General features: G+C 71.7%; 24 protein-coding genes. 14 read left to right on the plus strand and 10 right to left on the minus strand.

Annotation, left to right across the window (positions count from 1 at the left end):
* Positions 1-11: 11 nt before the first annotated feature.
* The 4 genes from OIE51_RS23165 (at position 12) to OIE51_RS23180 (ending at position 4,570) form a co-directional block, all read left to right on the plus strand.
* Positions 12-1,400 (plus strand): hypothetical protein, encoded by a 1,389-nt coding sequence (locus tag OIE51_RS23165; protein WP_442811998.1) that lies wholly within the window; start codon positions 12-14, stop codon positions 1,398-1,400.
* 197 nt (positions 1,401-1,597) lie between these two features.
* Positions 1,598-3,196, plus strand: a complete 1,599-nt coding sequence (locus OIE51_RS23170) for an ABC-F family ATP-binding cassette domain-containing protein (protein ID WP_326599717.1) — start codon at positions 1,598-1,600, stop codon at positions 3,194-3,196.
* 301 nt (positions 3,197-3,497) lie between these two features.
* Positions 3,498-3,722 carry a helix-turn-helix domain-containing protein gene (locus OIE51_RS23175; protein ID WP_326599718.1) on the plus strand — a complete coding sequence of 75 codons (225 nt, stop codon included), beginning with the start codon at positions 3,498-3,500 and terminating at the stop codon, positions 3,720-3,722.
* A gap of 68 nt (positions 3,723-3,790) precedes the next feature.
* Positions 3,791-4,570, plus strand: coding sequence for an enoyl-CoA hydratase/isomerase family protein (locus OIE51_RS23180; RefSeq protein WP_326599719.1), 780 nt, complete (start codon positions 3,791-3,793; stop codon positions 4,568-4,570).
* Between the two features lie 234 nt (positions 4,571-4,804).
* Here the strand turns inward: OIE51_RS23180 and OIE51_RS23185 are convergent, their stop codons facing one another.
* Positions 4,805-5,524 carry a nucleopolyhedrovirus P10 family protein gene (locus OIE51_RS23185; RefSeq protein ID WP_326599720.1) on the minus strand — a complete coding sequence of 240 codons (720 nt, stop codon included), beginning with the start codon at positions 5,522-5,524 and terminating at the stop codon, positions 4,805-4,807.
* A 206-nt stretch (positions 5,525-5,730) separates the two neighbouring features.
* Here OIE51_RS23185 and OIE51_RS23190 point away from each other — a divergent pair, with 206 nt between their 5' ends.
* Genes OIE51_RS23190 through amaP form a run of 5 tightly spaced genes read left to right on the plus strand, consistent with a single transcriptional unit; the run spans position 5,731 to position 8,180 of the window.
* A complete protein-coding gene (locus OIE51_RS23190; protein ID WP_442811999.1) occupies positions 5,731-6,207 on the plus strand; it encodes an Asp23/Gls24 family envelope stress response protein in 477 nt (158 codons plus the stop codon).
* A gap of 27 nt (positions 6,208-6,234) precedes the next feature.
* On the plus strand, positions 6,235-6,432 hold the full coding sequence (locus OIE51_RS23195; protein WP_326599721.1) for a hypothetical protein: 198 nt from the start codon (positions 6,235-6,237) through the stop codon (positions 6,430-6,432).
* Positions 6,429-6,833, plus strand: coding sequence for a hypothetical protein (locus OIE51_RS23200; RefSeq protein WP_326599722.1), 405 nt, complete (start codon positions 6,429-6,431; stop codon positions 6,831-6,833). The genes OIE51_RS23195 and OIE51_RS23200 overlap by 4 nt, the downstream gene beginning before the upstream one ends.
* Entirely contained in the window at positions 6,830-7,543 is a 714-nt protein-coding gene (locus OIE51_RS23205; protein ID WP_442812000.1) for a DUF6286 domain-containing protein, read from the plus strand. Before OIE51_RS23200 ends, OIE51_RS23205 begins: the two co-directional genes overlap by 4 nt.
* Before the next feature lie 40 nt (positions 7,544-7,583).
* Positions 7,584-8,180: an alkaline shock response membrane anchor protein AmaP gene (amaP, locus tag OIE51_RS23210; protein WP_326599723.1), complete on the plus strand. Its 597-nt coding sequence runs from the start codon at positions 7,584-7,586 to the stop codon at positions 8,178-8,180.
* Between the two features lie 28 nt (positions 8,181-8,208).
* Here amaP and OIE51_RS23215 read toward each other — a convergent pair whose 3' ends face one another.
* On the minus strand, positions 8,209-9,024 hold the full coding sequence (locus OIE51_RS23215; RefSeq protein ID WP_326599724.1) for an SURF1 family cytochrome oxidase biogenesis protein: 816 nt from the start codon (positions 9,022-9,024) through the stop codon (positions 8,209-8,211).
* A 25-nt stretch (positions 9,025-9,049) separates the two neighbouring features.
* Positions 9,050-10,084 (minus strand): DEDDh family exonuclease, encoded by a 1,035-nt coding sequence (locus OIE51_RS23220; protein ID WP_326599725.1) that lies wholly within the window; start codon positions 10,082-10,084, stop codon positions 9,050-9,052.
* Between the two features lie 147 nt (positions 10,085-10,231).
* On the opposite strand from OIE51_RS23220, the gene moaA reads away from it, so the two are divergent.
* The gene (gene moaA / locus OIE51_RS23225) at positions 10,232-11,221 is read left to right on the plus strand and encodes a GTP 3',8-cyclase MoaA (protein ID WP_326599726.1); all 990 of its coding nucleotides are present in this window, start codon (positions 10,232-10,234) and stop codon (positions 11,219-11,221) included.
* Here moaA and OIE51_RS23230 read toward each other — a convergent pair.
* The 3 genes from OIE51_RS23230 to OIE51_RS23240 all read right to left on the minus strand — a co-directional run bounded on the left by OIE51_RS23230 (position 11,204) and on the right by OIE51_RS23240 (position 12,409).
* Entirely contained in the window at positions 11,204-11,467 is a 264-nt protein-coding gene (locus tag OIE51_RS23230) for a hypothetical protein (protein ID WP_442812001.1), read from the minus strand. The genes moaA and OIE51_RS23230 overlap by 18 nt on opposite strands.
* Positions 11,468-11,693: 226 nt before the next feature.
* Positions 11,694-12,026 (minus strand): DUF3099 domain-containing protein, encoded by a 333-nt coding sequence (locus OIE51_RS23235; protein ID WP_326599728.1) that lies wholly within the window; start codon positions 12,024-12,026, stop codon positions 11,694-11,696.
* Entirely contained in the window at positions 12,023-12,409 is a 387-nt protein-coding gene (locus OIE51_RS23240; RefSeq protein WP_442812002.1) for a hypothetical protein, read from the minus strand. The genes OIE51_RS23235 and OIE51_RS23240 overlap by 4 nt, the downstream gene beginning before the upstream one ends.
* A 260-nt stretch (positions 12,410-12,669) precedes the next feature.
* Between OIE51_RS23240 and OIE51_RS23245 the strand changes: the two genes are divergently transcribed.
* Positions 12,670-13,650 carry a threonine ammonia-lyase gene (locus OIE51_RS23245; protein WP_326599729.1) on the plus strand — a complete coding sequence of 327 codons (981 nt, stop codon included), beginning with the start codon at positions 12,670-12,672 and terminating at the stop codon, positions 13,648-13,650.
* A gap of 149 nt (positions 13,651-13,799) precedes the next feature.
* On the opposite strand, the gene OIE51_RS23250 is transcribed toward OIE51_RS23245, so the two are convergent.
* The 3 genes from OIE51_RS23250 to OIE51_RS23260 all read right to left on the minus strand — a co-directional run bounded on the left by OIE51_RS23250 (position 13,800) and on the right by OIE51_RS23260 (position 17,592).
* The gene (locus OIE51_RS23250; protein WP_326599731.1) at positions 13,800-14,534 is read right to left on the minus strand and encodes a hypothetical protein; all 735 of its coding nucleotides are present in this window, start codon (positions 14,532-14,534) and stop codon (positions 13,800-13,802) included.
* A gap of 140 nt (positions 14,535-14,674) precedes the next feature.
* Positions 14,675-16,072, minus strand: a complete 1,398-nt coding sequence (locus tag OIE51_RS23255; RefSeq protein ID WP_326599732.1) for a metallopeptidase TldD-related protein — start codon at positions 16,070-16,072, stop codon at positions 14,675-14,677.
* Positions 16,069-17,592 (minus strand): TldD/PmbA family protein, encoded by a 1,524-nt coding sequence (locus tag OIE51_RS23260; protein WP_326599733.1) that lies wholly within the window; start codon positions 17,590-17,592, stop codon positions 16,069-16,071. The genes OIE51_RS23255 and OIE51_RS23260 overlap by 4 nt, the downstream gene beginning before the upstream one ends.
* Before the next feature lie 1,438 nt (positions 17,593-19,030).
* On the opposite strand from OIE51_RS23260, the gene OIE51_RS23265 reads away from it, so the two are divergent.
* Positions 19,031-19,924, plus strand: a complete 894-nt coding sequence (locus OIE51_RS23265; RefSeq protein WP_326599734.1) for a phosphorylase family protein — start codon at positions 19,031-19,033, stop codon at positions 19,922-19,924.
* A 340-nt stretch (positions 19,925-20,264) separates the two neighbouring features.
* Here OIE51_RS23265 and rph read toward each other — a convergent pair whose 3' ends face one another.
* Complete coding sequence (gene rph, locus OIE51_RS23270; RefSeq protein ID WP_326599735.1) at positions 20,265-22,877, minus strand: rifamycin-inactivating phosphotransferase; 2,613 nt, start codon at positions 22,875-22,877, stop codon at positions 20,265-20,267.
* Positions 22,878-23,580: 703 nt separating this feature from the next.
* Between rph and fabG the strand changes: the two genes are divergently transcribed.
* Both fabG and fabI read left to right on the plus strand, forming a co-directional pair.
* On the plus strand, positions 23,581-24,300 hold the full coding sequence (gene fabG / locus OIE51_RS23275; RefSeq protein ID WP_326599737.1) for a 3-oxoacyl-[acyl-carrier-protein] reductase: 720 nt from the start codon (positions 23,581-23,583) through the stop codon (positions 24,298-24,300).
* A 2-nt stretch (positions 24,301-24,302) separates the two neighbouring features.
* Entirely contained in the window at positions 24,303-25,082 is a 780-nt protein-coding gene (fabI, locus tag OIE51_RS23280; RefSeq protein ID WP_326599738.1) for an enoyl-ACP reductase FabI, read from the plus strand.
* The last annotated feature ends 84 nt before the right edge of the window (positions 25,083-25,166 follow it).

Genomic DNA, 25,166 nt, shown 5'->3' on the forward strand with positions numbered 1-25,166 from the left:
CGCCGCGCGGCGTGGCCCCGCAGGACCAGCTCGCCCGCCAGGCCCGCGCGCTCCTGGCCGACGCCGTCCGCCTCGCCCACTGGGCGCAGCGCACCGGCCGCTCGCCGGAGGCCGCCGCCGAGGAGGCCGCGGCGGACCTGGGACTGACCCGGCACGCGGTGCGTGACCACTGGGGACGCGCCCGCCTCGCCGGGCTGATCGAGCAGGCGCCGGACGCCCCGGACAGCGGCGGCGTCCGCGCCGGCTGGCGACTGCGCGCCTGGCACCGCGACGACACGGCGGCCCTGCGCGGCTGGGTCGCGCTCTTCGACGCCTGGTCCCTGGCCCGGCCCGCGCCGCCGGACGCCGACCCGGGCACGGTGGCCGATGTCGTGGCCGCCGTGCCGCAGCTCCTGTCCGTCATGCGGCTCTCCGACGGCCCGGTGACGGCGGCCGGCTTGATCGACCTGCTGCTCCAGCGCATCACCGAGCTCCGCGCCGACCGCGACCCGGCCACCACCACCGAGGCCCCGGCCACCGAGGACCAAGCCACCACCGAGGCCCCGGCCACCGAGGACCAAGCCACCGACAGCGCCCAGGACAACGCCCCCCGGACGTCCGACCCCCGGGGCATAACGCCCCCGGCCGGCGCGGCCCGCCCCCAGGAGACCCCCGAGCTCGTCCGCCTCCTCGGCTGGGCCCTGGACGCCCTGGCCTCGGTCGGCGCCCTCACCCTCCACGCGCGCGGACGGCAGCCCGTCCGGGCCCGCCTCACCGAGCTGGGGAGCTGGGCCATGTGGACGAAGCTGGAGCACATCTGCATCGCCGCCCAGAGCCCGGCCGGCAACATCGAGCAGTCCGCCGTGGGCATGCTGCGCGGCTGCACGCACCTCACGCCGGGCCCGGCCCGTGCCGAGTACCGCGCCTGGCTCGCCGCCCGCCCCACCGGCCCGGCCGTCACCGAGCTGCTCGACGCCGCCCGTGGCGAGGACGCGCTGATCCGGGGCCTCGCCTTCGAGGCCCTGCGCGTGGTGGGCGCGCCCGCCCTGCCCGCCATAAGGGACGCCGCCGTCGAGCCCGTGCTGCGCCCCTACGCGCTGCTGTGGCTGGCCGACCACGAGGCGGGCGACCCGCGCGACGCAGCCGACGACCCGCTCGGCGTGCTCACCCGCACCGAGGCCACCTGGCTCTGGGTCGACACCGCCTCCGCCGCCCATGAACACGGCGCCGAACGCCTGCTGCTCGACCATCTCGACGCCGCCCCGCAGCCCTCGGTCACCGAGCTGATTGACGAGATCCGCGTCTGCGGCCACCCGCGCACCGTCCAGGTGCTGCTGGCCCTGGCCGCCGCCCACCCCGACCCGGCCCTCGCCAAACGGGTCCGCCGGGCCGCGTTCCAGGTGCATAACGGGGGAGCCTGATGCGGCGCGCCACCGCCCCGTGCCCGCCGGCGTCGCCGCGCGCGGAAAACGGTGCGGAAAACGGCGCGGAAAACACATTGCGCCGCGCCGTTAGAATGAATCGTATGGACACGGACACACCGCTCCTCGCGTAGCGGACGTAGCCGCACCGCCCGCCGGCCCGTACGTCCCGCCCCACCCGCCTCTGGAGTCCGTCCATGATCACCGCCACCGGCATCGAGTTGCGCGCCGGAGCCCGCGTCCTCATCGAATCCGCTTCCTTCCGCATCGCCACCGGCGACCGCATCGGTCTCGTCGGCCGCAACGGCGCCGGGAAGACCACCCTGACCAAGTGCCTGGCCGGTGAAGGCGTCCCGGCCGCCGGGACCATCACCCGGGGCGGCGAGGTCGGCTATCTGCCGCAGGACCCGCGCACCGGCGACCTCGATATCCTCGCCCGCGACCGCATCCTCGCCGCGCGCGGCCTGGACAGCGTGCTGCGCGGCATGCGCCAGAACGAGCAGCTGATGGCCAGCGGCGAGGGCTCGGTCCGCGACCGCGCGATGAAGAAGTACGAGCGCCTGGAGACCGAGTTCCTCACCCGGGGCGGCTACGCGGCCGAGGCCGAGGCCGCCACCATCGCCGCCAGCCTGGGACTGCCCGACCGCGTCCTCGGCCAGCAGTTGCACACCCTCTCCGGCGGCCAGCGGCGCCGTGTCGAGCTGGCCCGCATCCTCTTCTCGGACGCCGACACGCTCCTGCTCGACGAGCCGACGAACCACCTGGACGCCGACTCCATCGTCTGGCTGCGGGACTTCCTGCGGACGTACCGCGGCGGTCTCGTCGTGATCTCCCACGACATCGCCCTGATCGAGACCGTGGTCAACAAGGTGTTCTACCTCGACGCCAACCGGTCCCGGATCGACGTCTACAACATGGGCTGGAAGCAGTACCAGGTCCAGCGCGAGGCTGACGAGAAGCGGCGCAGGCGCGAGCGCGCGAACGCCGAGAAGAAGGCCGCCGCCCTCAACACCCAGGCCGACAAGATGCGCGCCAAGGCCACCAAGGCCGTCGCCGCGCAGAACATGGCGCGTCGTGCCGAGCGGCTGCTCTCCGGCCTGGAGGCCCAGCGCCAGTCCGACAAGGTCGCCAAGCTGCGCTTCCCCGACCCCGCGCCGTGCGGCAAGACCCCGCTGACCGCCGAGGGCCTGTCCAAGTCCTATGGCTCGCTGGAGATCTTCGCCGACGTCTCGCTCGCCATCGACAAGGGTTCCCGCGTCGTCATCCTCGGCCTCAACGGCGCCGGCAAGACGACGCTGCTGCGGCTGCTCGCCGGCGCCGAGAAGCCCGACACCGGCCAGGTCACGCCGGGCCACGGCCTCAAGCTGGGGTACTACGCGCAGGAGCACGAGACGCTCGACCCGGACCGCACCGTGCTGGAGAACATGCGTTCGTCCGCCCCCGACCTGGACATGGTGGACGTGCGCAAGACGCTCGGCTCGTTCCTCTTCTCCGGCGACGATGTCGACAAGCCGGCCGGAGTGCTCTCCGGCGGCGAGAAGACCCGCCTGGCGCTGGCCACCCTCGTGGTCTCCTCGGCCAACGTGCTGCTGCTGGACGAGCCGACGAACAACCTGGACCCCGCCAGCCGCGAGGAGATCCTCGGCGCGCTGCGCGGCTTCACGGGCGCGGTCGTCCTCGTCACGCACGACGAGGGCGCGGTGGACGCGCTCCAGCCCGAGCGGATCATCCTCTTGCCGGACGGCGTGGAGGACCTGTGGAGCGCCGACTACGCGGACCTGGTCGCCCTCGCCTGAGCCCGACCGGGGCAGTCGTTTGTGATCATGCCCGGTGGATCATTCGGCCGACGCTTGATCATTCATCTGAGTGAGAGCTGTCGTATCCCGGCGTGTCGCGGCGGCGGTGCGGGGAACGGGCTGTCGACCGCTTCTGAGCTGCGCTTTTCGCATCCCGGGCGGGGGGCTCTGGGTCCGTTTGTCCCGGCCTGCCCGCCCGGCTGCGGTCCGCTTGTCGTACGGACGTAGACGAATGGGTGGCCAGGAAGATGGATAGGGGTGATCATGAGAGTCCAGAGCGCACTTCCACGAGGAGGCACGGGTGGCCGAGACTCTGAAGAAGGGCAGCCGGGTGACCGGCCCCGCGCGCGAGCAGCTCGCCGCGGACCTGAAGCGTAAGTACGAATCGGGCGCGAGTATCCGGGCGCTCGCCGAGGAAACCGGCCGGTCGTACGGCTTCGTGCACCGCATGCTCAGCGAGGCCGATGTGACCCTGCGCGGCCGGGGCGGCGCCACACGCGGCAAGAAGCCGGCTCCGACCCCCTGACACGGCACGCACGCCGAGGGGTTACTCTGCGGACGTAAATTACCGCCGAGTAACCCACGGAGGGCCCGATGAGCCTGCTCGACAGGGACGGCGTGCGCGTCACCGTCCAGAAGGCCGTGGCGACCGTCACGCTCGCCAATCCCGACAAGCGCAACGCCCAGACCCCGGCGTTGTGGCGGGCCCTGGCCGAGACCGGTCGGCTGCTGCCCGGCGACGTCCGCGTCGTCGTGCTCCGCGCCGAGGGCGTCTCCTTCTCGGCCGGGCTGGACCGCCGCGCGTTCACGCCGGAAGGCATCGACGGCGAGCTCAACTTCATCGAGCTGGCCCGCGCCAACGACGAGGACCTCGACGCCGCCATCGCCACGTACCAGGAGGCGTTCACCTGGTGGCGCCGGAACGACCTGGTGACCGTCGCGGCGGTCCAGGGCCACGCGGTCGGCGCCGGCTTCCAGCTCGCCCTCGCCTGCGACCTGCGGGTCTGCGCCGAGGACGCCCAGTTCGCGATGCGCGAGACCGCGCTCGGCCTGGTCCCCGACCTGACCGGTACCCAGCCCCTCGTCTCCCTGGTGGGCTACGCCCGCGCTCTGGAGATCTGCGCCACCGGCCGCTTCGTGCACGCGGCCGAGGCCGAACGTGTCGGCCTGGCCAACATCGTGGTCCCCACCGCCGAACTCGACGCCGCGACGGACGACTTGGTCGCTGCCCTCGTCGCCGCCCCCCGGAACGCCCTGATCGAGACGAAGGCCCTCCTCCGCGCCGCTCCCGACCGCACCTACGACGCCCAACGAGCGGCGGAACGAGCCGCCCAGGCCCGCCGCCTCCGCGACCTGGCCGGCTTCTCCGAATAGCCCTTCCGTCCCCGGGCCGGTCCGAACGCTCCCTGACCACCCCCACCCCGCCGCGGATTCGCCCCGGTGGTGCTCCCGGCGCTGTCGCGGTCACTTCGCCTGGGCGGGGCTGGACCCGTTCAGGACGCGCGGCTCGGCCCGGTGGCCCTCCGTGGCCGTGCTCGCCTCCGGTTCCCACGGCGATCACCGCGCCCACGCCGCCGAACCGCCTGTCACCGCAGCTCGTACCGGTGTCTATTCCGGGGCGTGGATCTCCGCGATCAGGACCGATACCCGCGTCGGCTCCGGGGATGTCGCCCGCGCGATCGCCGCCGAGACGGCGCGGGCCACGTCCAGGGCTCGGTGGTCCGGGGCGATCGTGAGCTGGACGCGGATCACGTCGTCCGTCACCTCCACCGCCCGGGACGGGCCGCCGAGGGCGCCGGACAGCGACAGCACGCCGGGGACGGCGAGCACCGCCGCCGCCACCGACGCGCCCGGTTCCGAGTCGGGTGCGGTGCCGGGCGGAAGCGCCGGAGGCGCGGGCGGGTCGGCCGCCCCAGGCGTCGGGTCCGGCAGCAGCGCCGTCACCTCCACGTCGATGGCCGCGACGTCCAGCCCCAGCCGTTCCCCGGCCGCCGCCGTCAGCACCGCGCGCACCTCGTCGGCCGAGTCGGTCAGCGGCCGGTCCGCGCGCACGGCGACGCTCGCCTCGATCCGCAGCGGCCCTGGCGGCAGCCCGCTCGGCGGCGGCACGACGGCCCCCGCCGCGTCGGGGGCGGCGAACGCCTCACCCGCCGGCCCGATCCGCAGACCCTCCCCCCGCACCCCGGGAGCCGCCGCCACCGCCCGCGCCAGCACCGCCGCCGCCGCGCTCTCCGCCACCCACGCGCCGTCCCCCGGCGTCCCGAGCGGCAGCAGCCTGCCGAGGCTCAACTGCCGCCGCACCTCCCGCAACAGCGGGTCCGAACCCATGTGTGCCCACCTTCGTCTACCCCGGCCGCACTCAACCGGCCGGAGTGGGGTACACAGCATCTCGTACGCAGGGGCCGCCCGGACGCGGGTTCGTCGCACGCCGCCACCCGTTCGGGGCGCGTGACCGCGTGGCGCGTCCGTGCGCACGCTTAGGGTGGCATGGGGGCGGCGGGGCTGACCGCCGCCAGGAAAGGGGCGAAGGCGAAGTGACCGACACCAGTACGGAGGGGACCAGCACCACCACCATCGACGGTCCCGGTAAGCCGCAGGTGGCGCGTCGGGGCAGCGGGGATCCGGCCACCCGGGGCCGGACCACCATCGCGGACGGCGTGGTCGCCAAGATCGCCGGTATGGCGGCGCGCGACGTCGTCGGCGTGCACGCCATGGGCAGCGGGCTGGCCCGCACGTTCGGCGCGGTGCGCGACCGGGTGCCCGGCGCGAGCAAGTCCGCGACGCGCGGCGTCAAGGCCGAGGTAGGCGAGGTGCAGACGGCTCTCGATCTCGAAATCGTTGTGGAATACGGCGTTTCCATCGCCGATGTATCCCGTACCGTACGGGAGAACGTCATCTCGGCCGTGGAGCGCATGACCGGTCTGGAAGTCGTCGAGGTCAACATCAATGTGGGCGACGTGAATCTGCCCGAAGGTGAAGAGGACGACGACGAGCGGCCCCCGCTGCAGTAGCGGCCGGCAGCGGAGCAGGAGCACATCATGAGCATGGCTGTGGTCGGCATGATCGCCGGCATGGCGCTGGGTTTCGCCGGCTATTTCGGCGGCTTCGGAGCTTTCCTGCTGGTGGCGTCGCTCGGCACCATCGGGTTCTTCGCCGGCCGTTTCGTCGACGGGGACCTGGAGCCGGGCGACTTCTTCCGGGTCCGGGACCGCGACGAACACGACCGGCGACGGTGACCGACGTGGTCGAGCCGGTGGTGCCCGCGGCGGACCGCGGGGTGACGCGCATCGCCGAGCGCGTCGTGGCGAGGCTCGCGGTCCAGGCGGCCCGGGAGGCGCTGCGCGCCGAGGCCGGGGCACCACCGGTGCCGCACCGCCGTGGTGGCGGCCCCCAGGCCACCGCCGTGATCAGTCGCCCGCCCAGCGGTGACGGCACGGGCGGTCTGGCGAGCATCAGGGTCGCCGTCGAGCTCGGCTACCCTTCCGACATCGGAGCCCAATGCCGCTCCGTTCGCCGTCATATCGCCGAAAGAGTCCGGGAGTTGGCCGGGATGGAGACGTCCGACGTGCTCGTCGCCGTGGAGCGGCTGCACTCCGTCCACGCGGGCGGCGACACCGCCTCCGGGAGGGTGCGGTGAGCGAGCCCGGCGGCGAGCCCGGGGAGGGCACGGGCTCGCCCACCCTGGAGAAGCGCCAGGACGCGGACCCGGGCGCGGGTGCCGGGGGCGGGGGCGGGGACGCCGACGCGGGGGGCATGGCCCAGTCCACCTCCGCCGCGCGTTTCGAGCCGGACCGCGCGAACGACGGACCCGCCGGCCGTTTCTGGTCCGTGCGCCGGGTGCCCGCCACCCTCGTCGCCGTCGTGCTGCTCGGGGCGTCCGGCGTGCTGCTGTACGACATCGCGAACGTGCGGGCCGAGCGCCGGGCCGCCGAGTGGCGCCGCTCCCTCGCCGACGAGCTCGCCACCCGCCAGTTCGACGACCCGTGGGTCGTCTCCGGCGCCGCCGCGGCCATGCTGATCGGGAGCTGGCTCATGGCGATCGCGGTCACGCCGGGGCTGCGCGCCCTGCTGCCGATGCGGCGGGACAGCGACGAGATGCGCGCCGGGATCGAACGGTCCGCCGCCGCCGTGGTGCTGCGCGACCGGGCGATGGAGGTCGCGGGTGTCCAGACGGTCCGCGTCACGGTCGGCCGCCGCCGGATCCGGGTCCTGACCGAGGCGCACTTCAGGGAGCTCGACGCCGTCCGGTCCGACCTCGACGCCGTGCTCGAACAGGGCATAAGGGAGCTCGGCCTGGCCAGGCAGCCCGCGCTGACCGTGCACGTCCGCCGCCCCCCGAAGCACTGAGCGCGAAGAACGCGAAGAAGACGACCGAGGGAACGGAACCATGCTGCGGATCGTGAACCGGGTCCTGATCGGCCTGACGGGCCTGCTCCTCTTCGGCACCGGCCTGGCCGCCGTCGTCGCCGCGGCCGACCTGCCCCACCGCCTGGGCGTCGGCATGCCGTCGGGCTGGTCCTGGCGCGCCCCCGAGGACGTGCTGCTGACCCACACCGACCGCACGCAGTGGCGCGGCGAGAGCTGGTGGTGGCCGGTGGTCATCGGCGGCCTCGCGCTGCTGGTGCTGCTCTCCCTCTGGTGGGCGCTGGCCCAGCTGCGCAGGCGCCGCCTCACCGAGATCCTGGTCGACAGCGGTGACGGCGTGGGTGCCCTGCTGCGCGGACGGGCCATGGAGGACGTGGTGGCCGCCGAGTCCGAGGCCCTGCCGGGCATCGACCGCGCCCGCGTCACCCTGATCGGCCGCCGCGGTCAGCCCCGCATAAGGATCGGCCTTCTGCTGGCTCCCCAGGCCAGCCCCGACGAGGTGGTCCACCGCCTGCGCACGGAAGCCGTCGACCACGCCCGCACCTCGGCCGGCCTTTCCGCTCTCCCCACGGAGGCCCGTCTCCGCCCGGCGAAGCACTCACCCGAGCGCGTGAGCTGAGCCGCGCGAAGGCCGGACCGGGCGGACGTCAGACCGACGCCACCTCGACCGGCTCGGTGGGGGTGGACGCGGCTTTCTTGCCGCGGGCCGCCTTCAGGTCCTGGACTTCGCGGCGCAGCAGCAGGAACCAGCCCACCGGGACGCCACCCGCGAACATCCACCACTGGATCGCGTAGGCGAAGTGCGACCCGATGCCCGTGTGGTCCGGCTCGGGCAGCGGCTCCGGCTGCTCCTCCGCGTCCCTCGGGGCCGGGGACGTCTCGGTCAGCTCCAGGTACCCGCCGAGCATCGGCAGTCCCGCGGCCTCGCCCCGCTCCTGGCTGTTGATCATCATGATCATGCCGTCCGGCAGCCCGTCACGGTCCCTGATCCCCGTGGTGCCGGTGCTCTCGTCGGCCATCAGCCGCCCGGTGACCGTCACCTCGCCGGTCGGCGGCTCCGCCACGTCCGGCACCCGCGTGTAGTCGCTCCCGGCGGGCACGAAGCCGCGGTTCACCAGCACGCCCGTGCCGTCCGCCTCGACCAGCGGCGTGAGCACGTAGTACCCCACCGCGCCGTTCGAGCCCGTGCGGTTCCGGACGACCACCTGGTCGTCCGTGTCGTAGACGCCGGTCGCCGTCACCGGCCGGTACCGGTCGTCGGGGTCGGGCGCGCCGCCCGGCGCTGTCAGCTCGCTCATCGGCACCGGATCGGCGGCCAGGCTGTCGCCGATCAGATCGTTCCGTTCCACCCGCTGCTCGTGGCGGTGGAGCTGCCAGAACCCGAGCCAGATGAGGCACGGGATCATGGCCAGGGCGACGAGGGTGAGGAGCACCCACTGCCGGGACAGCAGAAACCGGTACACGCCTCCCGACGGTACCGGAGCGGCCTCAGCGCCCGGTCCCCGGGGCGGCCGGGGCGACGTCCCGCAGGAGCTGCGTGAACGCCGCCTCGTCCAGGATCGGCGTGCCGTACGCCCGCGCCCGCGCGACCTTCGCGGTGGCGGCCTCCGGATCGTTGCTGACCAGCAGACTGGTCAGCCGCGAGACGCTCGTCGCCACGTGCAGACCCGCATCGACGGCCTGGTCCTCCAGCAACTCGCGCTCGACCGACGTGTCACCCGAAAAGGCGACGCGCATGCCCTGCGTCAGCCGTCCGCCCGGCTGGTACCGCCCGGGGTTGGGGTGCGGGCACGGCGGACGCCGCCGCGCCGGGCGCCAGCCGGGCCGCCACGCGGTCCGGCCCGGCCCCGCGCCCTCCCCGGCGACCGGAGACTCCGTCCACTCGGTGATCGGGCGGCACACGAGCAGCGGCAGCCGCAGCTCCCGCGCCGCCGCCCGGTGCAGACTCGGCCGGAACGCCTCCGCCAGCACCCGCGCGTCGTCCAGCGCGTGGTGCGCGCGGCGCTGGGTGACCCCGAAGTGCGCGGCCAGCGTCTCCAGCTTGAAGTTCGGCAGCGGCAGCGCCAGCGCCTTCGACAGGGCGATGGTGCACAGCCGCTGCTCCACGGGCGCGGTCAGCGACGCCCGGGCGAACTCCCTCGCGATCATCGACCAGTCGAACACCGCGTTGTGCGCGACGAGCACCCGGCCCGCCAGCCGCTCCCCGAACTCCGCGGCGATCTCCGGGAAGAGCGGCGCGTCCGCCAGCATCGCGGCGGTCAGGCCGTGGATCCAGGTCGGCCCGGGATCGCGGCGCGGGTTCACCGTCGTGTACCAGTGGTCCTCGACCTCTCCGGTGGCCGTCAGCCGGTAGACCGCGGCGGACACGATCCGGTCCTCGCGGGCCAGCCCCGTCGTCTCGACGTCCACCACCGCGTATCCGCCCGGATACTCCGGGGGCCACGGCTCCGGGGGCCGGGGCGGCCGGTCGTCGGACTGCTGCGCTGGGACGTGGGCCACGGCCGCCTGATGGTCTTCGAGCATGGTCACTGAGGATACGTCCCGGGACCGACAGCGGCCGTCCCACTGACCGGAGTTGAGCCACGGTCGGGTCTCATGCGGAGCCCTTGTCATCCCGCCCGTCGTCGATCGACTCCCGGCCGGTGCCGCGCGTCGCGTACGCTGCCTGACATGCTGCTTGACACGTATGGGCGGACCGCCACCGACCTGCGGGTCTCGTTGACCGACAGGTGCAACCTCCGCTGCACGTACTGCATGCCGGAGGAGGGGCTGTCCTGGCTGGCCAAGCCCGACCTGCTCACCGACGACGAGATCGTCCGTCTGGTGCGGATCGCCGTCACGCGGCTCGGCGTCACCGAGGTCAGGTTCACCGGCGGCGAGCCGCTGCTGCGCCCCGGGCTGGTCGGCATCGTCGAGCGCTGCGCCGCGCTGCGGCCCCGGCCCCGGCTGTCGCTGACCACCAACGGCATCGGGCTTGAGCGCACGGCCACCGCCCTGCGCGCGGCCGGCCTGGACCGGGTCAATGTGTCACTGGACACCACCGACCCCGCCGTCTTCGAGCGCATCACCCGCCGCAGGCGCCACGGCGACGTGCTGCGCGGCCTGGCCGCCGCCAGGGCCGCCGGGCTCACCCCGGTCAAGGTCAACGCGGTGCTGATGCCCGGGCTCAACGACGGGGAGGCCCCCGAGCTGCTGGCCTGGGCGATCGACCACGGCTACGAGTTGCGGTTCATCGAGCAGATGCCGCTGGACGCCCAGCACGGCTGGCAGCGCACGGAGATGATCACCGCCGGGGACATCCTGGAGTCGCTGCGCACCCGCTTCACCCTCACCCCCGAGGAGGACGAGGAGCGCGGCTCCGCCCCCGCCGAACGCTGGCTGGTCGACGGCGGCCCGCACCGCGTCGGCGTCATCGCCTCCGTCACCCGCCCGTTCTGCCGCACCTGCGACCGCACCCGGCTGACCGCCGACGGGCAGGTGCGCACGTGCCTGTTCGCCCGCGAGGAGTCCGACCTGCGCGGCGCCCTGCGCTCCGGCGCGGAGGACGCGGAGATCGCCCGGCGGTGGCAGGTCGCGATGTGGGGCAAGAAGGCGGGCTCGGGCCTGGACGACCCGTCGTTCGTCCAGCCGACCCGGCCCATGTCAGCGATCGGCGGCTGACCCGGCCTCGGTCTCTTCCCACTCCGCGAGCGGCACGACGTCCTTCAGGAAGCCCCGGACCCCGAGGAACTGGGAAAGGTGCTCGCGGTGCCCCTCGCACGCCAGCCAGGTCTTGCGGCGCTCGGGCGTGTGCAGCTTCGGATTGTTCCAGGCCAGCACCCAGGCGGCGGTCTCGCGACAGCCCTTGGCCGAGCAGATCAGCGGGTCACGTGGGGATTCGTTCGTCACATCCGACACGGAATCCATCCAACATCATCACGAGAAAAGGGCGACGCCGGGCAGCCACGGGGGGAGCCGCCCGGCGTCGGTCCGTCGCTCCGACGGGGGATACGGAGCGCTCTTGAAGTATGACATGCAATGCACCCACCGATGCACCCGATGGTCCGAATTGAACTGAGCTTTTCTTGAGCTTGGCGCGCCCCTGACGGCCGGAGCGCGGCCCTCCGGTCGGAACTCCGAACTCCGCTTGTGATCATCGGGTTTCACCCTCGGAGTCGCCCGGAGGCAGCGACCGCCCGGCGGTTCCGGGGAGGAAGGTGGACGGCAGGGAGGGCACGTTCTCGCGGCCCGCGTTGGCGATGACGACGGCGACATACGGCAGCACCGCGCCCAGCACCAGCGTCACGGCGGCGAGCGGCGTGCTCACGTGCCACAGCAGGACCGTGAGGAGCACCGCCACGGTGCGGATCAGCATCGAGATGATGTAACGGCGCTGCCGCCCGCGCACATCATCGTCCAGGCTCTGCCGGGCCTCGGTGATCCGGTACACCGTCCCGTCGGCCGCCGCCTTGCGTCGCAGGCTCATTGCCATGCCACCACCGCCCTCCGTGTCCAGGCTAGCCCTCGCACCAGAGCCAGCTTGCGCCCGGCCTTCACATGGATCCCCTCCGGCGTCCTGTCCGTGGCGGCCAGGTGTTCGGCGACCACGTCGCCCAGCGGGCGCAGCGCGTCGGCCTCCGGCAGTACGGCCGAGGTCTGCTCCCCGCCGGTCTCCAGGACCAGGCGGAGCCCGTTCTGCTCGGCCAGCCGCCGGGCGGCCGAGGCGCTGGGAGTGAACGCCAGCACCTTGGTCAGCACTGTCGCGATGCCCTCGGCGCCGTGCTCGGCCAGGTCCACTTCGGGCAGCGTGGTGACGTCGGTGAAGCTCTTCCGCGAGGACTGCGCGCTGAACCCGGCCCGTGCCGCCATCGCCGCACCTGCACCCCGAGGGCGAGCAGCGCCGCGACCATGGTCAGCGTCGCCCCGAACGAGGCCCCGCCCCGAGCGCTCCCCTGTCCCCTGGACGCCGCCTGCATCAGCTTCGACCTGGCCGCGCACGAGCCGGTCGACCATCGCGCCACGATGCGGGCCGAGCGGGCCTTGGCGGACCCCAACGGGTCGTCTCACGGCCTCGCCGGGAGCGGGAAAACCGCGAGGGAACAGCGCCGGCGGCGCTACGCTGCTGTGTCGTGCCACAGACACGCCTCGACACCGCTCGGATCCGGGCGGCTCGCCGGGTAATCGACCCGATTTTTCTCGACACCCCGCTGTACCGCTGCGAGGCGCTGGACCCCGGCCTCGGGTGCGCGGTGAGCATCAAGCTCGAAACGGCGAACCCGGTCCGCAGCTTCAAGGCCCGCGGCACCGAGGTCGTCGCGAGCTCGCTCGCCGACGACGGCTCGCGAGCCGTGGTGTGCGCCAGCGCGGGCAACCTCGGCCAAGCCCTCGCCTGGTCCGGTCGCGGCCGGGGGCTCGACGTCACCGTTGTGGCATCCCGCTTCGCGCCCGCGGCCAAGCTTGATCGCATCCGCGCGTTGGACGCCAGGCTGGAGCTGGTGGACGGCGACTTCGACATGGCTCGCGAGCGGGCGGCGGCCGTCGCGCGGTACGACCGCATCCGGCTGGTCGAAGACAGCCTGGACATCGAGACCTGCGAGGGCGCGGCGACCATCGGGCTGGAGCTGGTCGACACCGCGCCGTCGTTCGACGCCGTCCTGATCGCTCTCGGCGGCGGGGCGCTGGCCACCGGTGTGGGGCATGTGGTGAAGGCATGGGCGCCCGAAGTGGAGGTGATCTGCGTCCAGCCGCTGGGCGCGCCGGCGATGACACACTCGTGGCGCCAACGGCGCGTCGTCACCACCGACTCGACCGACACCATCGCCGACGGCGTCGCCGGCCGGCGCCCCATCCCGGCCGTCCTGGACGACCTCCTCCTGGTCGCTGACGACGCCGTCCTGGTCCAGGAGGCGTCGATCATCGCCGGTATGCGGATGCTCCTCGACCACGCCGGCCTCGTCGTCGAACCATCGGCCGCGCTCGGCATCGCGGCGATCCTCGAAGACCGTGACCGCTTCGCCGGCCGACACGTCGTCACCATCGTGTGCGGCGGCAACGTCGACGTGGACGCCTATCACCGCTGGGTCGGTGCGGCTCCCCACCACAGGTCTTGACCATTGCTCCCGCGCTGTACGGCGGCGACCCGGGCCGCGTCCACCGGGGCATGCGTCGCCCATGGCCTTCCGTGATCAGCGTTCCTCGGTGGGTCCCGATCCACCGTACTGAGCCGTCCGCCCGGTGACCTCCGACTCGGCGGCTCCCCTCAGGTGGTCTCGGAACCGAGGCGCCGCTTGAGGTCGCGCACCTCTCCGAACTTCCGGATGAGCTTGCCGATCCAGACGACGGCGAGGATCCAGATGCACACCAATGACGCGATGACTCCGACCAGCGGCCATCCCGTGATGTGCCCGTCGGGATAGCGCGCAGCCGTCAGGAAGGCGCCGACGAGCCCGGCGGTCGGGGCCCATCTGACGATCGGCCCGGGTTCGTCGGCGGGTGCCGGCCGCACCCGCACATCCGCCAACGGCGACACCTCGCACGTGAGCGCGGGCTTGGGTCCGTCGACGAGGACATGGAGCAGGAGCCGTTTCCCTCTGCGGAGCAGGCTCGGCTGGATTTCCAGAGTCGTTCCGGCCTTGCGCACATCCGGCTTGCTGGCGCCCGCGGCGTCCACCGTCACCACCATGACCACACGTGCCCCTAAGCCGAGAACCAGTGGCTCACCCTTGCTGAAGTCATCGGCTCGGATGTCCTTCATCCCTCTCACGCGCAGGGAGATGAGCAACAGGCGTGGCTCCGCGACGGCCCTCGCCTTCCGCACCACTTCGGGAGCAAGGGTGCTCCCGCCCCCCACCCCCTTCAAGGACACGCACGCGGGCAGCGCGTAGAAGAGCCCACGGTGCCTCCTCACTTGAATCAGGGTGATCGTGGAGATCAGCAAACCCGCGACCGGGACCACGACTTGAAGGACACGCACCGCCGGCGTCAGAAGCTCCATGGACGGCAGCCAAGCAGCTGGGCTCGCCACGCCGGACAGGAATCAGGGAACCGATGCCCAACGGCAACCCCCGGTGTCGGAGCGCGCTCCTCCCGGTAGGTCGCGGCGGATGCCGGGAGGAGCGCACAGCGGCGCGTGTCTCACACGCCCGGACTCACCGAGCTCATGTTGAACTCGGGCACGCGCAGCGCCGGCATCGCCGTGCGGGAGAAGAAGTCGCCCCATTCGCGGGAGCGGCAGCGTTCCGTCCGGCCGGCCTCCGTCGCGCGGCCGAGGATGTCGACCGGGGACTCGTTGAAGCGGAAGTTGTTCACCACGCCCGTCACCTCACCGTTCTCCACCAGGTAGACGCCGTCCCGGGTCAGCCCGGTCACCAGCAGCGTCTTCGGGTCGACCTCCCGGATGTACCAGAGCGACGTGATCAGCAGCCCGCGTTCCGTCGCCGCGACCATCTCCGCCAGCGAGCCGGGGCCGCCGCCCTCCAGCACCAGGTTGTCGGCCAGCGGAGCGCCGGGCAGGCCGGTCAGTTCGGCCGTGTGGCGCGTCGTCGGGAGGCGGCGCAGCACGCCGTCCTCGATCCAGTCGGCGCGCGCCAGCGGTTGGCCGTTGTCGAACACCGAGGTCGCCGGCGCGAAGAAGTCGGCCGAGGAACGCGCCACCGTGAAGGGAGCCGTCTCCACGCCCGCCGCCGCCGGGTCGCTGTAGAGCGTCAGCGGCAGCGCCGTCAGGCGTTCGCCCACCCGGGTGCCGCCGCCCGGCTTGCTGAACACCGTGCGGCCCTCGTGCGCGTTGCGGGCGTCGGCCGTCCAGTGCTGGTAGATCAGCAGGTCGGCCACCGATGTCGGTGGCAGCAGCGTCTGGTAGCGGCCCGCCGGGAGATCGATCCGGCGCTCCGCCCACCGCAACCGCGTCGCCACATCGGCGTCCAACGCCGCCGGGTCCACGTCCCGGAAGTCGTCCGTCGGCACGGTCACATACGAAGAACGCGCCCGGTCCGGGGACTTGGCGTTCAGCTCGACGCTGCCCGCGGGCTGGTCGTACCGCAGGCGCAGGCCGCTCGACGTGCCCAGATACGTCGAGACGACCGCGTGGCTGGCGAAGCCGAACAGCTCGCGGCCCTCCGCCCGCGCCCGCGCGAACGTCTCGCCCAGCGCCGGGGCGAAGTCCATGAAGACGTCGGACGAGGTCTCGACCGGTGGGGCGGTGAAGTCCGGCGACGCGGGCACGCCCTCGATCAGCGGTCGGGCGTCCTCGGCGGACGGCGACTGCCGCGCCGCCTCCTCGGCGGCCCGCACCAGCGGCTCCAGCTCCTCCACCGTCACCGCCGTCCGGGACACCACACCGGACGAGGCGCCGACCACGGCGATGACGGTGACCCGGCGCCCGCGCGTGACGCCGTTCGTGGTCAGGGCGTTGGCCGCCCAGCGCAGGTTGGCGGTGGAGTCCTCCTCCGCGATCACCACCGTCGCGTCCGCCCGCGAGAGCTCCAGGGCCCGCTCGACGATCTCGTGTGGCGCGTTGCTTCTCCTGACGCTCATCGGCCCGACTCCTGGGTGGTGTTGAGGATGTTGACGCCACGGAACAGCGCGCTCGGGCAGCCGTGCGAGACGGCCGCCACCTGGCCCGGCTGGGCCTTCCCGCACATGAACGACCCGCCCAGCACGTAGGTTTGCGGGCCGCCGACCGCCTCCATCGAGCCCCAGAAGTCGGTCGTCGTGGCCTGATACGCGACGTCCCTCAGCTGCCCGGCCAGCCGCCCCTTCTCGATCCGGAAGAAGCGTTGCCCGGTGAACTGGAAGTTGTACCGCTGCATGTCGATCGACCACGAACCGTCACCGACCACGTAAATGCCTCGGTCCACGCCCGCGATCAGCTCCTCCGTGTCCGGTCCGCCCGGCGCGGGCTGGAGCGAGACGTTGGCCATCCGCTGCAACGGCACATGTGCGGCCGAGTCCGCGAACGCGCAGCCGTTGGAGCGCTCGAAGCCCTGCCGCCGGGCGATCCGGCGGTCCATCTGGTAGCCGACGAGGGTGCCGTCCTTCACCAGGTCCCAGGACTGGGTGCGGACCCCCTCGTCGTCCCAGCCGATGGTGGCCAGGCCGTGTTCGACGGTCCGGTCACCGGTCACGTTCATGATCTCGGAGCCGTACGTCAACGTGCCGAGCTGGTCGAAGGTGGCGAACGACGTCCCGGCGAACGCCGCCTCGTAGCCCAGCGCCCGGTCCAGCTCGGTGGCGTGGCCGATCGACTCGTGGATCGTGAGGAAGAGATTCGACGGGTCCACGACCAGGTCGTACGTGCCCGCCTCGACCGACGGCGCGGCCATCTTCGCGGCCAGCAGCTCGGGGATCGCGGCCAGCTCGGCGTCCCAGTCCCAGCCGGTGCCGGTCAGGTACTCCCAGCCGCGCCCGGCGGGCGGGGCGAGGGTGCGCAGCGAGTCGAACCGGCCGCTCTCCGTGTCCACGGCGGTCGCGGTCAGCTCGGGCAGGACGCGGACCCGCTGCTGGGTGGTGACGGTCCCGGCGGTGTCCGCGTAGAACTTGTTCTCCTGCACGGCCCACAGCCGGGCGTCGACGTGGCTGACGCCGTCGGCCGCCAGCAGCCGTTCGCTCCACTCGGTGAGCAGGCCGGTCTTGTCGCCGTCGGGGATGTCGAAGGGGTTGGTCCGGTAGGAGGAGATCCACGTCCGCTCGCCGTAGGCGGGCTCGGGGGCCAGCTCCACGCGCTCGTCGGAGCCGGCGGCGGCGATGATCTTCGCGGACAGCTTGGCCATCGCGACGGCCTGCGCGGCGACGCGGGCGGCGCCGTCCATGGTCATGTCGACGCCCGCCGCGAACCCCCAACTGCCGCCGTGCACCACGCGCACCGCGTAGCCGGTGTCAGTGGTGTCCTCGGCACCGGCCGGGCGGGCGTCGCGCAGGACCCAGGTGGCGCTGCGGACCCGTTCGAGACGGAAGTCGGCGTGGTCCGCTCCCAACGCCCGCGCCCGGGCCAGGGCGGCGTCGGCCAACTGGCGCAGGGGGAGCGAGAGGAACGATTCATCGATGGTTCTGGGCACGGTGTCTCCTGTCCGTAGCCATCAGGGTGGCGGGGGCGGTGGGCGTGCGCCCCCCGAATACGATCATGCCTTTCCGGACCCGGCCCTGCACAGGGCCGCCGGGCCCGCGCCGCGTCCGCTTTTTCGCGGTGCGCCGGACGATCTCCCGCTTCCGGCCCCCCGTTTGGCACGCTCGCCGTGCGACCACAGAGCGCACGAGCGCACCACGGACCACAGCACCGCGGCTGGGCGGACCCCGCATACCGTGGTGCGCCACATGACCGAGCACGACCCGGGCGTCCCGCACCGGGCCGCCACGCCCGTGGAGTTGTTCTTCGTCCTCTGCTTCGTCGTCGCCGTTCGCCCAGGCGGCGGGGGAGCCGCGCCACGCCGACACCCGCACCATCTCCACGGCCACACGACAGGACAACGGCCGTACCAGAGAGCATTACCGACCCGACCTCACCCCCGCGGCGAATCGAGCGGCAGAGTGCCACGAGACGCCGTCTCGGAATCAGTATTTCACTGAGCGGAAATCTGACGGTCATGTGGGCGCCGCAGGATTTTGGAGTCAACAAAATGTTGAGGGTTCGGCCCAACGGGGTCCGGCGACTCGACGGCACCACCTCTCGCCGCGCCTGTCCGGGGGCGGGCGGTGTCATGTGCGCTCCCACCCCGGCCGCATGACCCCGAGGTGGCGGGAGCTGAAGGGCAGTCACCAACTGCCCCTGCGTCATCGGCGGCCTGCGCCTGATACGCCGCACCCGCGTGAGGGCGCCTGACCGGAAGGCGACCGCGCTCACCCCGGCGGTCCATCGGCGCGGTGTCGAGTCGGAGAAGGCGCGGTACATCACCGACCCGCGGACCGGCGACAAGGGCACGTACCGCACGACATGGAGGACAACGCCACCGCCGCCGTCCTGGCGCGGCGCGGATATCCGGGCCGCTACCTCAGCCTGCGCACCGCCGGCAACTTCGACCAGCCGTACCCCGGCCAGGGCCGAAGGGCCACCTTCAGGCCGACTCGGGGGCGTACCTGCCGTGCGTGAACCGCGCCTACCTCGTGGGCTCCACCGCGGCGGACCACCTACTCGCACACTCGCCCGTCGACCTGCCCGCGCGTGTCGGCACGGTCACCCCTGCGGAAACCGGCCGTCACCACCCGGCGGCCGACTCCTCCGCGCGCACGAGGGCGTCGGGGCCGACCCGCCTCCCGCGGGCTTGCGCCCGGGGTGACGCCGAGATCGGAGCTTGAACGGAATACAAAACTCCAGTTTTACCAAGCGGAAATCGCAAGGTGATGGCGCTCGACCAGGATCAACAAAATGTTGATCCGGCGGCGAGAACCCTGAGTCGATCCAGAGGATTCGCCCCTCCCATTCGTCGGGCACCGCGTCGGCCCAAGGCGGTCGGCCGGTGATGGCGCCAGAGTTCGATACCTACTACCTGGGAGTATGAAATGGCAGGAAACATGAATCGCCGCAACGTCCTGACGGGCATCGTCGGCGCGGGAGCCCTTGCCGGAGTCGCCACTACGGGCGGTTCTGGGGTGGCGGCGGCAAGCGAGGCGGGCGCGCAGGCGACGACGGCCAGTGGAGCGTTGCCTTCCGGCATCGACATCGCGGTGGTGGGCGGCACTTTCGTGGGTGATGAGCTGCTGAACTCCGAGTTCGTGGAGGACGAGTACTTCACTGTCGACACGGAGTACGGCGAGTCCGGTCAGATCCGGCGCGGTGAAACGGGAGGCACGCCCTTCTACTACGTGCATGACCACGGCGGCGGGCGGTACCCCTCCACATGGTTGGCGCTCCGGGAGCTGGGTGTGCGCGCGGTGATCGGCGGTGGGACCGCGGGCTGGCTCAACCGAAGGATGGAGGTCTGTGACTTCATCATTCCGGACGATTTCATCGATTTCAACGTCGATCGGCCCCGCGGACTGCCCCACACGGGTCTGGCGCGTTATTCCCCCACCGCTACCACGCAGTGGACCGACGCGATCGTCATCGCGGAGGCCGAGAGGCGCCTGAGGCAGGATGGAAGCCTGCGAGACATCACCCTTCACGAGGGTGGCGTTGTGGCGCAGGCCGCAGGATGGCGCTTCGAAACCAAGGCCGAGATCAGGATGATGAAGATGGTCGGCTGCGACATGGTCACCTTGAGCGTCGGTACGGAAATGTCGTACGCCCGCATGCTGGGGATTGATTACTCCTGCATTATGGTCATCTCCAATCCGGCCGAGGGCCTGGGTGATTGGGAGGATTCCGGCGAGCGGGATGTTTACGCGACGGTGCATCCGGTGTCGCGTGACATCGTCATATCCTGCATCCCGCGCTTCGCGGAACAACTCGCCTGACGACGACTGCGCTCGGCGGGACGGTCAGCTCGGTGCGCCGCACCAGAACATCACGGTGAGTGCCTCCGCTGCGAGGTGACCGGCCGACCGCAGTACGTCGAAAAGGGTTTGAGAGCAGCCAGTCATCTCTTCCCGACCCGGTCATGCGTCGGGCTGGTTGGGGCACCCTGACGGCGGCGAACGACGAAGCTCCTGGTAGACGGGTTCACGACCAAGATCACCTATGTCTGCCAGGAGCTTCGCGTGCTTGTCCAGCGGTCGGCGATCGACAGTGATGGCGCGACCGGTCATGAGTTCGTCTTGGTCGGAAGCTACGGATGGGGCTTCTCGGTGTGGTCGGTCACGGCAGGATCTCGATGTACCCGTCGGTTCCGTGCACACGGATCCGCTGCCCGTCCCGGATCAGCCGGGTGGCCTGCTCCACGCCCACGATGGCCGGCAAGCCGTACTCCCGGGCGATCACTGCGCCATGGGTCATCAGGCCGCCCACCTCTGTCACCAGGCCCGCGATTCCGACGAACAGCGGCGACCAGCTGGGGTCCGTGAAGGTCGTGACCAGGATGTCGCCCGCTTCGAGATCGGCCTCAGCCATGTCAAGGATGACGCGGGCCCTTCCCTCGATGGTCCCGGCGGAGACCGGTAGGCCGATCAGGGCGCCGGCCGGCACGTCGTCGCGCCGGTACGCCCCGGTGACGGCCTCACCATCCGAGGTGAGCACCCGGGGCGGGGTGAGCGCGTGGTACGACCGGAACGCGTCCTTGCGCTGCTGGATGAGCTGGTCATCCACCTGGTTCGAGCGCACGACGGCGTGGAGTTCCTGGAACGTGAGGTAGAAGATGTCCTCCTTGTCAGGAAGCACGTTGGCCCGCATGAGGCGCTCGGCCTCCTCCAGCAGGGCCTGCCTGTAGACGAAGGAGCGGCTGACGATGTCGTACTTCGGGTATTCCCGATACCCGATGAAGGTTCGGACCCGGTCGATCATCCGCTTGGCCTCGTCGGCTTTCCGGTCCCCGTCCGGCAGGGTCCGCAAGCGTGACAGCACGTCCTGTTCCTTCTTCCGCGCCCTCTGCCGCCCTTGCTCGAAGCGCCGTTCGGCGGCGCCCGGCTCGAAGTTCCTGACGTGGTCGAGGATCACGGGCACGAGCGTGGTGGGGCGCTCGCGCCAACGTGGCCTCGTGATGTCGATCTCGCCGACGCAGCGCATGCCGTACCGGTCGAGGTAGGCATCCATGGCGTCGCGCGCGTCGGTCCCGCCCGCGAGCTTCGCCAACTCGTCCAGGAAGCCCTCGTCCAGGAAGCCCACGTCCTCGACGCCCCGCAGGAACGCCACCACCTCCGGATGCGGGCGGATCACGTCCGCGACGTCGAGCAGCGCCAGTCCCATCTCCGACGTGATGTTGTCGGGGGCGGACAGCGTGAGCGTGTCAGCCGCGTTCTTCTCGCCCAGCCACTCCCGCAGCTTGTCGTTGAGCCACCACGTGGCCTCCATCCCCGCCATGATCGCCTGAAGGTTCAGCGGATCACTGAGGACTCGCTTGTGCTCCTCGAAGGCATCCAGCAGGAAGTCGAACAGCGCCGGTCCGGTCTTCGTCCGGATGTCGCGCTTCAGGGTGGCGATGGACGCCTGGCTGCGCTTGATCAGCTCGGTGACGATGGCCGGATCGGTCTCGATCGGGGCGGACGCACCGCTGGTCGGCGGTCCGCCGGGACCCGCGTCCGGGAGCGAGGGGACGAACTCGTCGCGGTCGAGGACGGTCTCCAGAGCGTCCCTGATCAGCGGATCGCCTCTCCCTATGACGTCCAGGAGGCCGGCGCGGCTCGCGGGCGAGGCCAGGCGCCGGGTGACGTCGACGAACAGCCTCCCACCGGCCTCGTGCATCGGTGCCATGGCCGTCAGCTGCCACACGGAGAGCCCCAGGGGCTTCATGGGGTCGGTCATCATCTGCTGATGACCAACGGAGACGTAGACGTGATTCTCCTGGTCGCCGGTCTCGGGGATGGGGAACAGCGTCGTGATCGGCCGGCTCTGAACGATCTGGAAGCCCTCGTCGACCAGGCACCATTCGATGTCCTGCGGGCGGCCGAAGTGCGCTTCGATCTGCCGCCCGAGCCGCACGAGCCGCACGACCTGCGCATCCGTCAGCGCCGGCTGCTCCTGCCGCTGCGAGTCGATCGCCACGTCCCGCGTACCGCCGGCCGGCAGGGCGTGAACGGCACGCTGTTTGGCGGCGATCGCCTTGGCGACGACTTCGCCGTGTCGCACCGTGAAGACGTCCGGGTTCACCAGGCCGGAGACCAGGGCCTCGCCGAGGCCGAAGCTGGCGTCCACAGTGGCGACCTTCCGGTTGCCCGTGACGGGGTCGGCCGTGAACAGGATGCCGGCCGCATGCGGGAAGACCATCTGCTGCACGACCACGGCCATGTGGACCGTACGGTGGTCGATGCCGTTCCGCTGGCGGTAGGTCACGGCCCGCTCGGTGAACAGCGAGGCCCAGCACCGGCTGACGTGCTGGAGGATCGCCGTCGGCCCCACGACGTTCAGGTACGTGTCCTGCTGGCCGGCGAAGGAGGCCGTCGGCAGGTCCTCTGCCGTCGCGCTGGATCGGACGGCGCAGGCGGCTTGCTCGCCGAGCTGGGCGAGCGCGCGGGTGATCGCCGCCGCGAGATCGCCCGGGATGGCGATCCCTTCGATGGTCCGACGAATCCGCGCGCTGAGCGTGCGGATCGCCTCCCGGTCGTCCGGGTTCAAGCGCGACAACTGATCGAGCCGATCGTCGATCGACGGCGCCTCCGCCATGATCCGCCGGAAGGCGTCCGTCGTCACGCAAAAGCCGCCCGGCACGTGGACGCCTTCGATCCGCGACAGCCCGCCCAGGTGCGCGCCCTTGCCGCCAACGACCGCGACCTGCGTCTCGTCAACCTCGTGAAGACCCCACACATACCGCTCCATCATCGCGATACCTCCGAGGCAGCCGTGCTCCGTCGCACTGCGGTGGCCGATCGAATCACCGGCGCCTCCACATCTGTCGAACCTCTCGTCGAGCACGTGCTCATCCCTGGTTGCCTTCCCTCTGACAAGTCGGCCGGCCGCTCCGCCCAGTCGGTCGGCGCGCACCCCCGCACCTCCGCGCCGAGCACCCGCAACCACAACCGCACCGCCGGTCCCCCCACTGGTTCGACGTCACCGCGTCCCCCAAGCGTCGACAACGACACACGCACGCCGTGCCCCCAATTCCGCAGGCAGTGGCATCGGCCGACGATTCTGCGCCGCGACCCGGGTCTTGCGGCAAGCCCCCCAGGGCGCTATACGTTGAGAGTGGCAAGGAGAGAGCTCTCCTTGCCTTTGCCATGTGCCGTCCCCTGCTTGGGTCACAACCGGCGGAATCCATTGATCATGGACCCTGTGCGGCGCCAGGGGTATCCCCTGGCCGGTCCTCACCACCGGGCTGATCCTCACGGCGGGCCGTCGCCGTGGACGTCGTCGCCGGTGACCGAGGGGCGCCGGCCACCGCCGGGCACCCTGTAGAGATCCCACAGGGCCACGCCGGGCCCCCTGTAACGGACCCGCTTCTCATCGCCATGACCGGACGGATAGCGTTTGTGCGAAGCGAACGACGCGGAGAGATCGACGCACAACGCAGAGAGAAGGTGGTCCCTTGAGCCGCTCGGTACTCGTCACGGGAGGCAACCGCGGGATCGGTATGGCCATCGCCCGCGCCCTCGCGGAGGCCGGTGACAAGGTCGCCATCACCTACCGCACCGGCGAACCTCCCAAGGAGCTCACCGAGTTGGGCTGCCTGCCGGTGAAGTGCGACATCACCGACCAGGAGCAGGTCGACCAGGCGTACAAGGAGATCGAGGCCGCGCACGGCCGGGTCGAGGTGCTGGTGGCCAACGCGGGCATCACCCGCGACCAACTGCTGCTGCGCATGAGCGAGGAGGACTTCACCGCCGTCCTCGACACCAACCTGACCGGCACTTTCCGTGTCGTGAAGGCGGCCTCGCGCGGCATGCTGCGCGCCCGCGCCGGCCGTATCGTGCTGATCTCCTCCGTCGTCGGCATGCTGGGCTCGGCGGGGCAGGTCAACTACGCCGCGGCCAAGGCGGGTCTGATCGGCTTCGCGCGCTCCGTCGCCCGCGAGCTCGGATCCCGTGGCATCACCTGTAACGTCGTCGCCCCCGGCTTCGTCGACACCGAGATGACCCGGGCGCTGGGCGAGGAGCGGCGCGCGGAGATCGTCGCCGCGGTCCCCCTGGGCCGTTACGCCCAGGCCGAGGAAATCGCCGCCGCGGTGCGCTTCCTGGCCTCGGAAGAGGCCGCGTACATCACTGGAGCCGTCATCCCCGTTGACGGCGGATTGGGCATGGGGCACTGAACATGAGTGGACTGCTGGCCGGAAAACGCATCCTCGTCACCGGGGTGCTCCTGGAATCCTCGATCGCCTTCCACACCGCCAGGCTGGCGCAGGAGGAGGGAGCCGAGATCCTCCTGACCGGCTTCGGCCGGGTGAGCCTGGTGGAGCGGATCGCCAAGCGGCTGCCGAAGCCGGTGCCCGTCATCGAGTTGGACGTGCAGAACCAGGAGCACCTGGACACCCTCGCCGCCCGCGTCTCCGAGCACTTCGGCGAGGGCATCGGCCTGGACGGCGTGGTGCACTCCGTCGCGTTCGCGCCGCAGGACGCCCTCGGGGGGAACTTCCTGAACACCGGCTGGGATTCGGTCGCCACGGCGGTCGAGGTCTCGGCGTACTCGCTGAAGTCGCTGACCATGTCCCTGCTTCCGCTGCTGGAGCGGCGCGGCGGCTCGGTCGTCGGCATGGACTTCGACGCGCAGGTGGCGTGGCCCAAATACGACTGGATGGGCGTGGCCAAGGCCGCCCTGGAGGCCACCTCGCGCTACCTCGCACGGGACCTCGGCCACAAGAACATCCGGGTCAACCTCATCTCGGCCGGCCCCATCAAGTCGATGGCCGCCAAGTCGATCCCCGGCTTCGAGGAGCTGGCGGACGTGTGGGACACCCGCGCGCCCATCGGCTGGGACCTCGCCGACCCGGACCCGGCGGCGCGCGGCGTGGTGGCGCTGCTGTCCGACTGGTTCCCCAAGACGACGGGCGAGATCGTCCACGTCGACGGCGGCGTCCACATGATGGGTGCCTGACCCGGCGAAGCCCGCGCCGCCCCGGCGAAGCCCGCCCCGCCCCGCCGGAGCCGCCGCACGCGGAAGCCCGCCCCGCGCGTCCCG

Origin of the sequence: Streptomyces sp. NBC_01803 (genome assembly GCF_035917415.1) — a bacterium.
Lineage (GTDB): Bacteria > Actinomycetota > Actinomycetes > Streptomycetales > Streptomycetaceae > Streptomyces.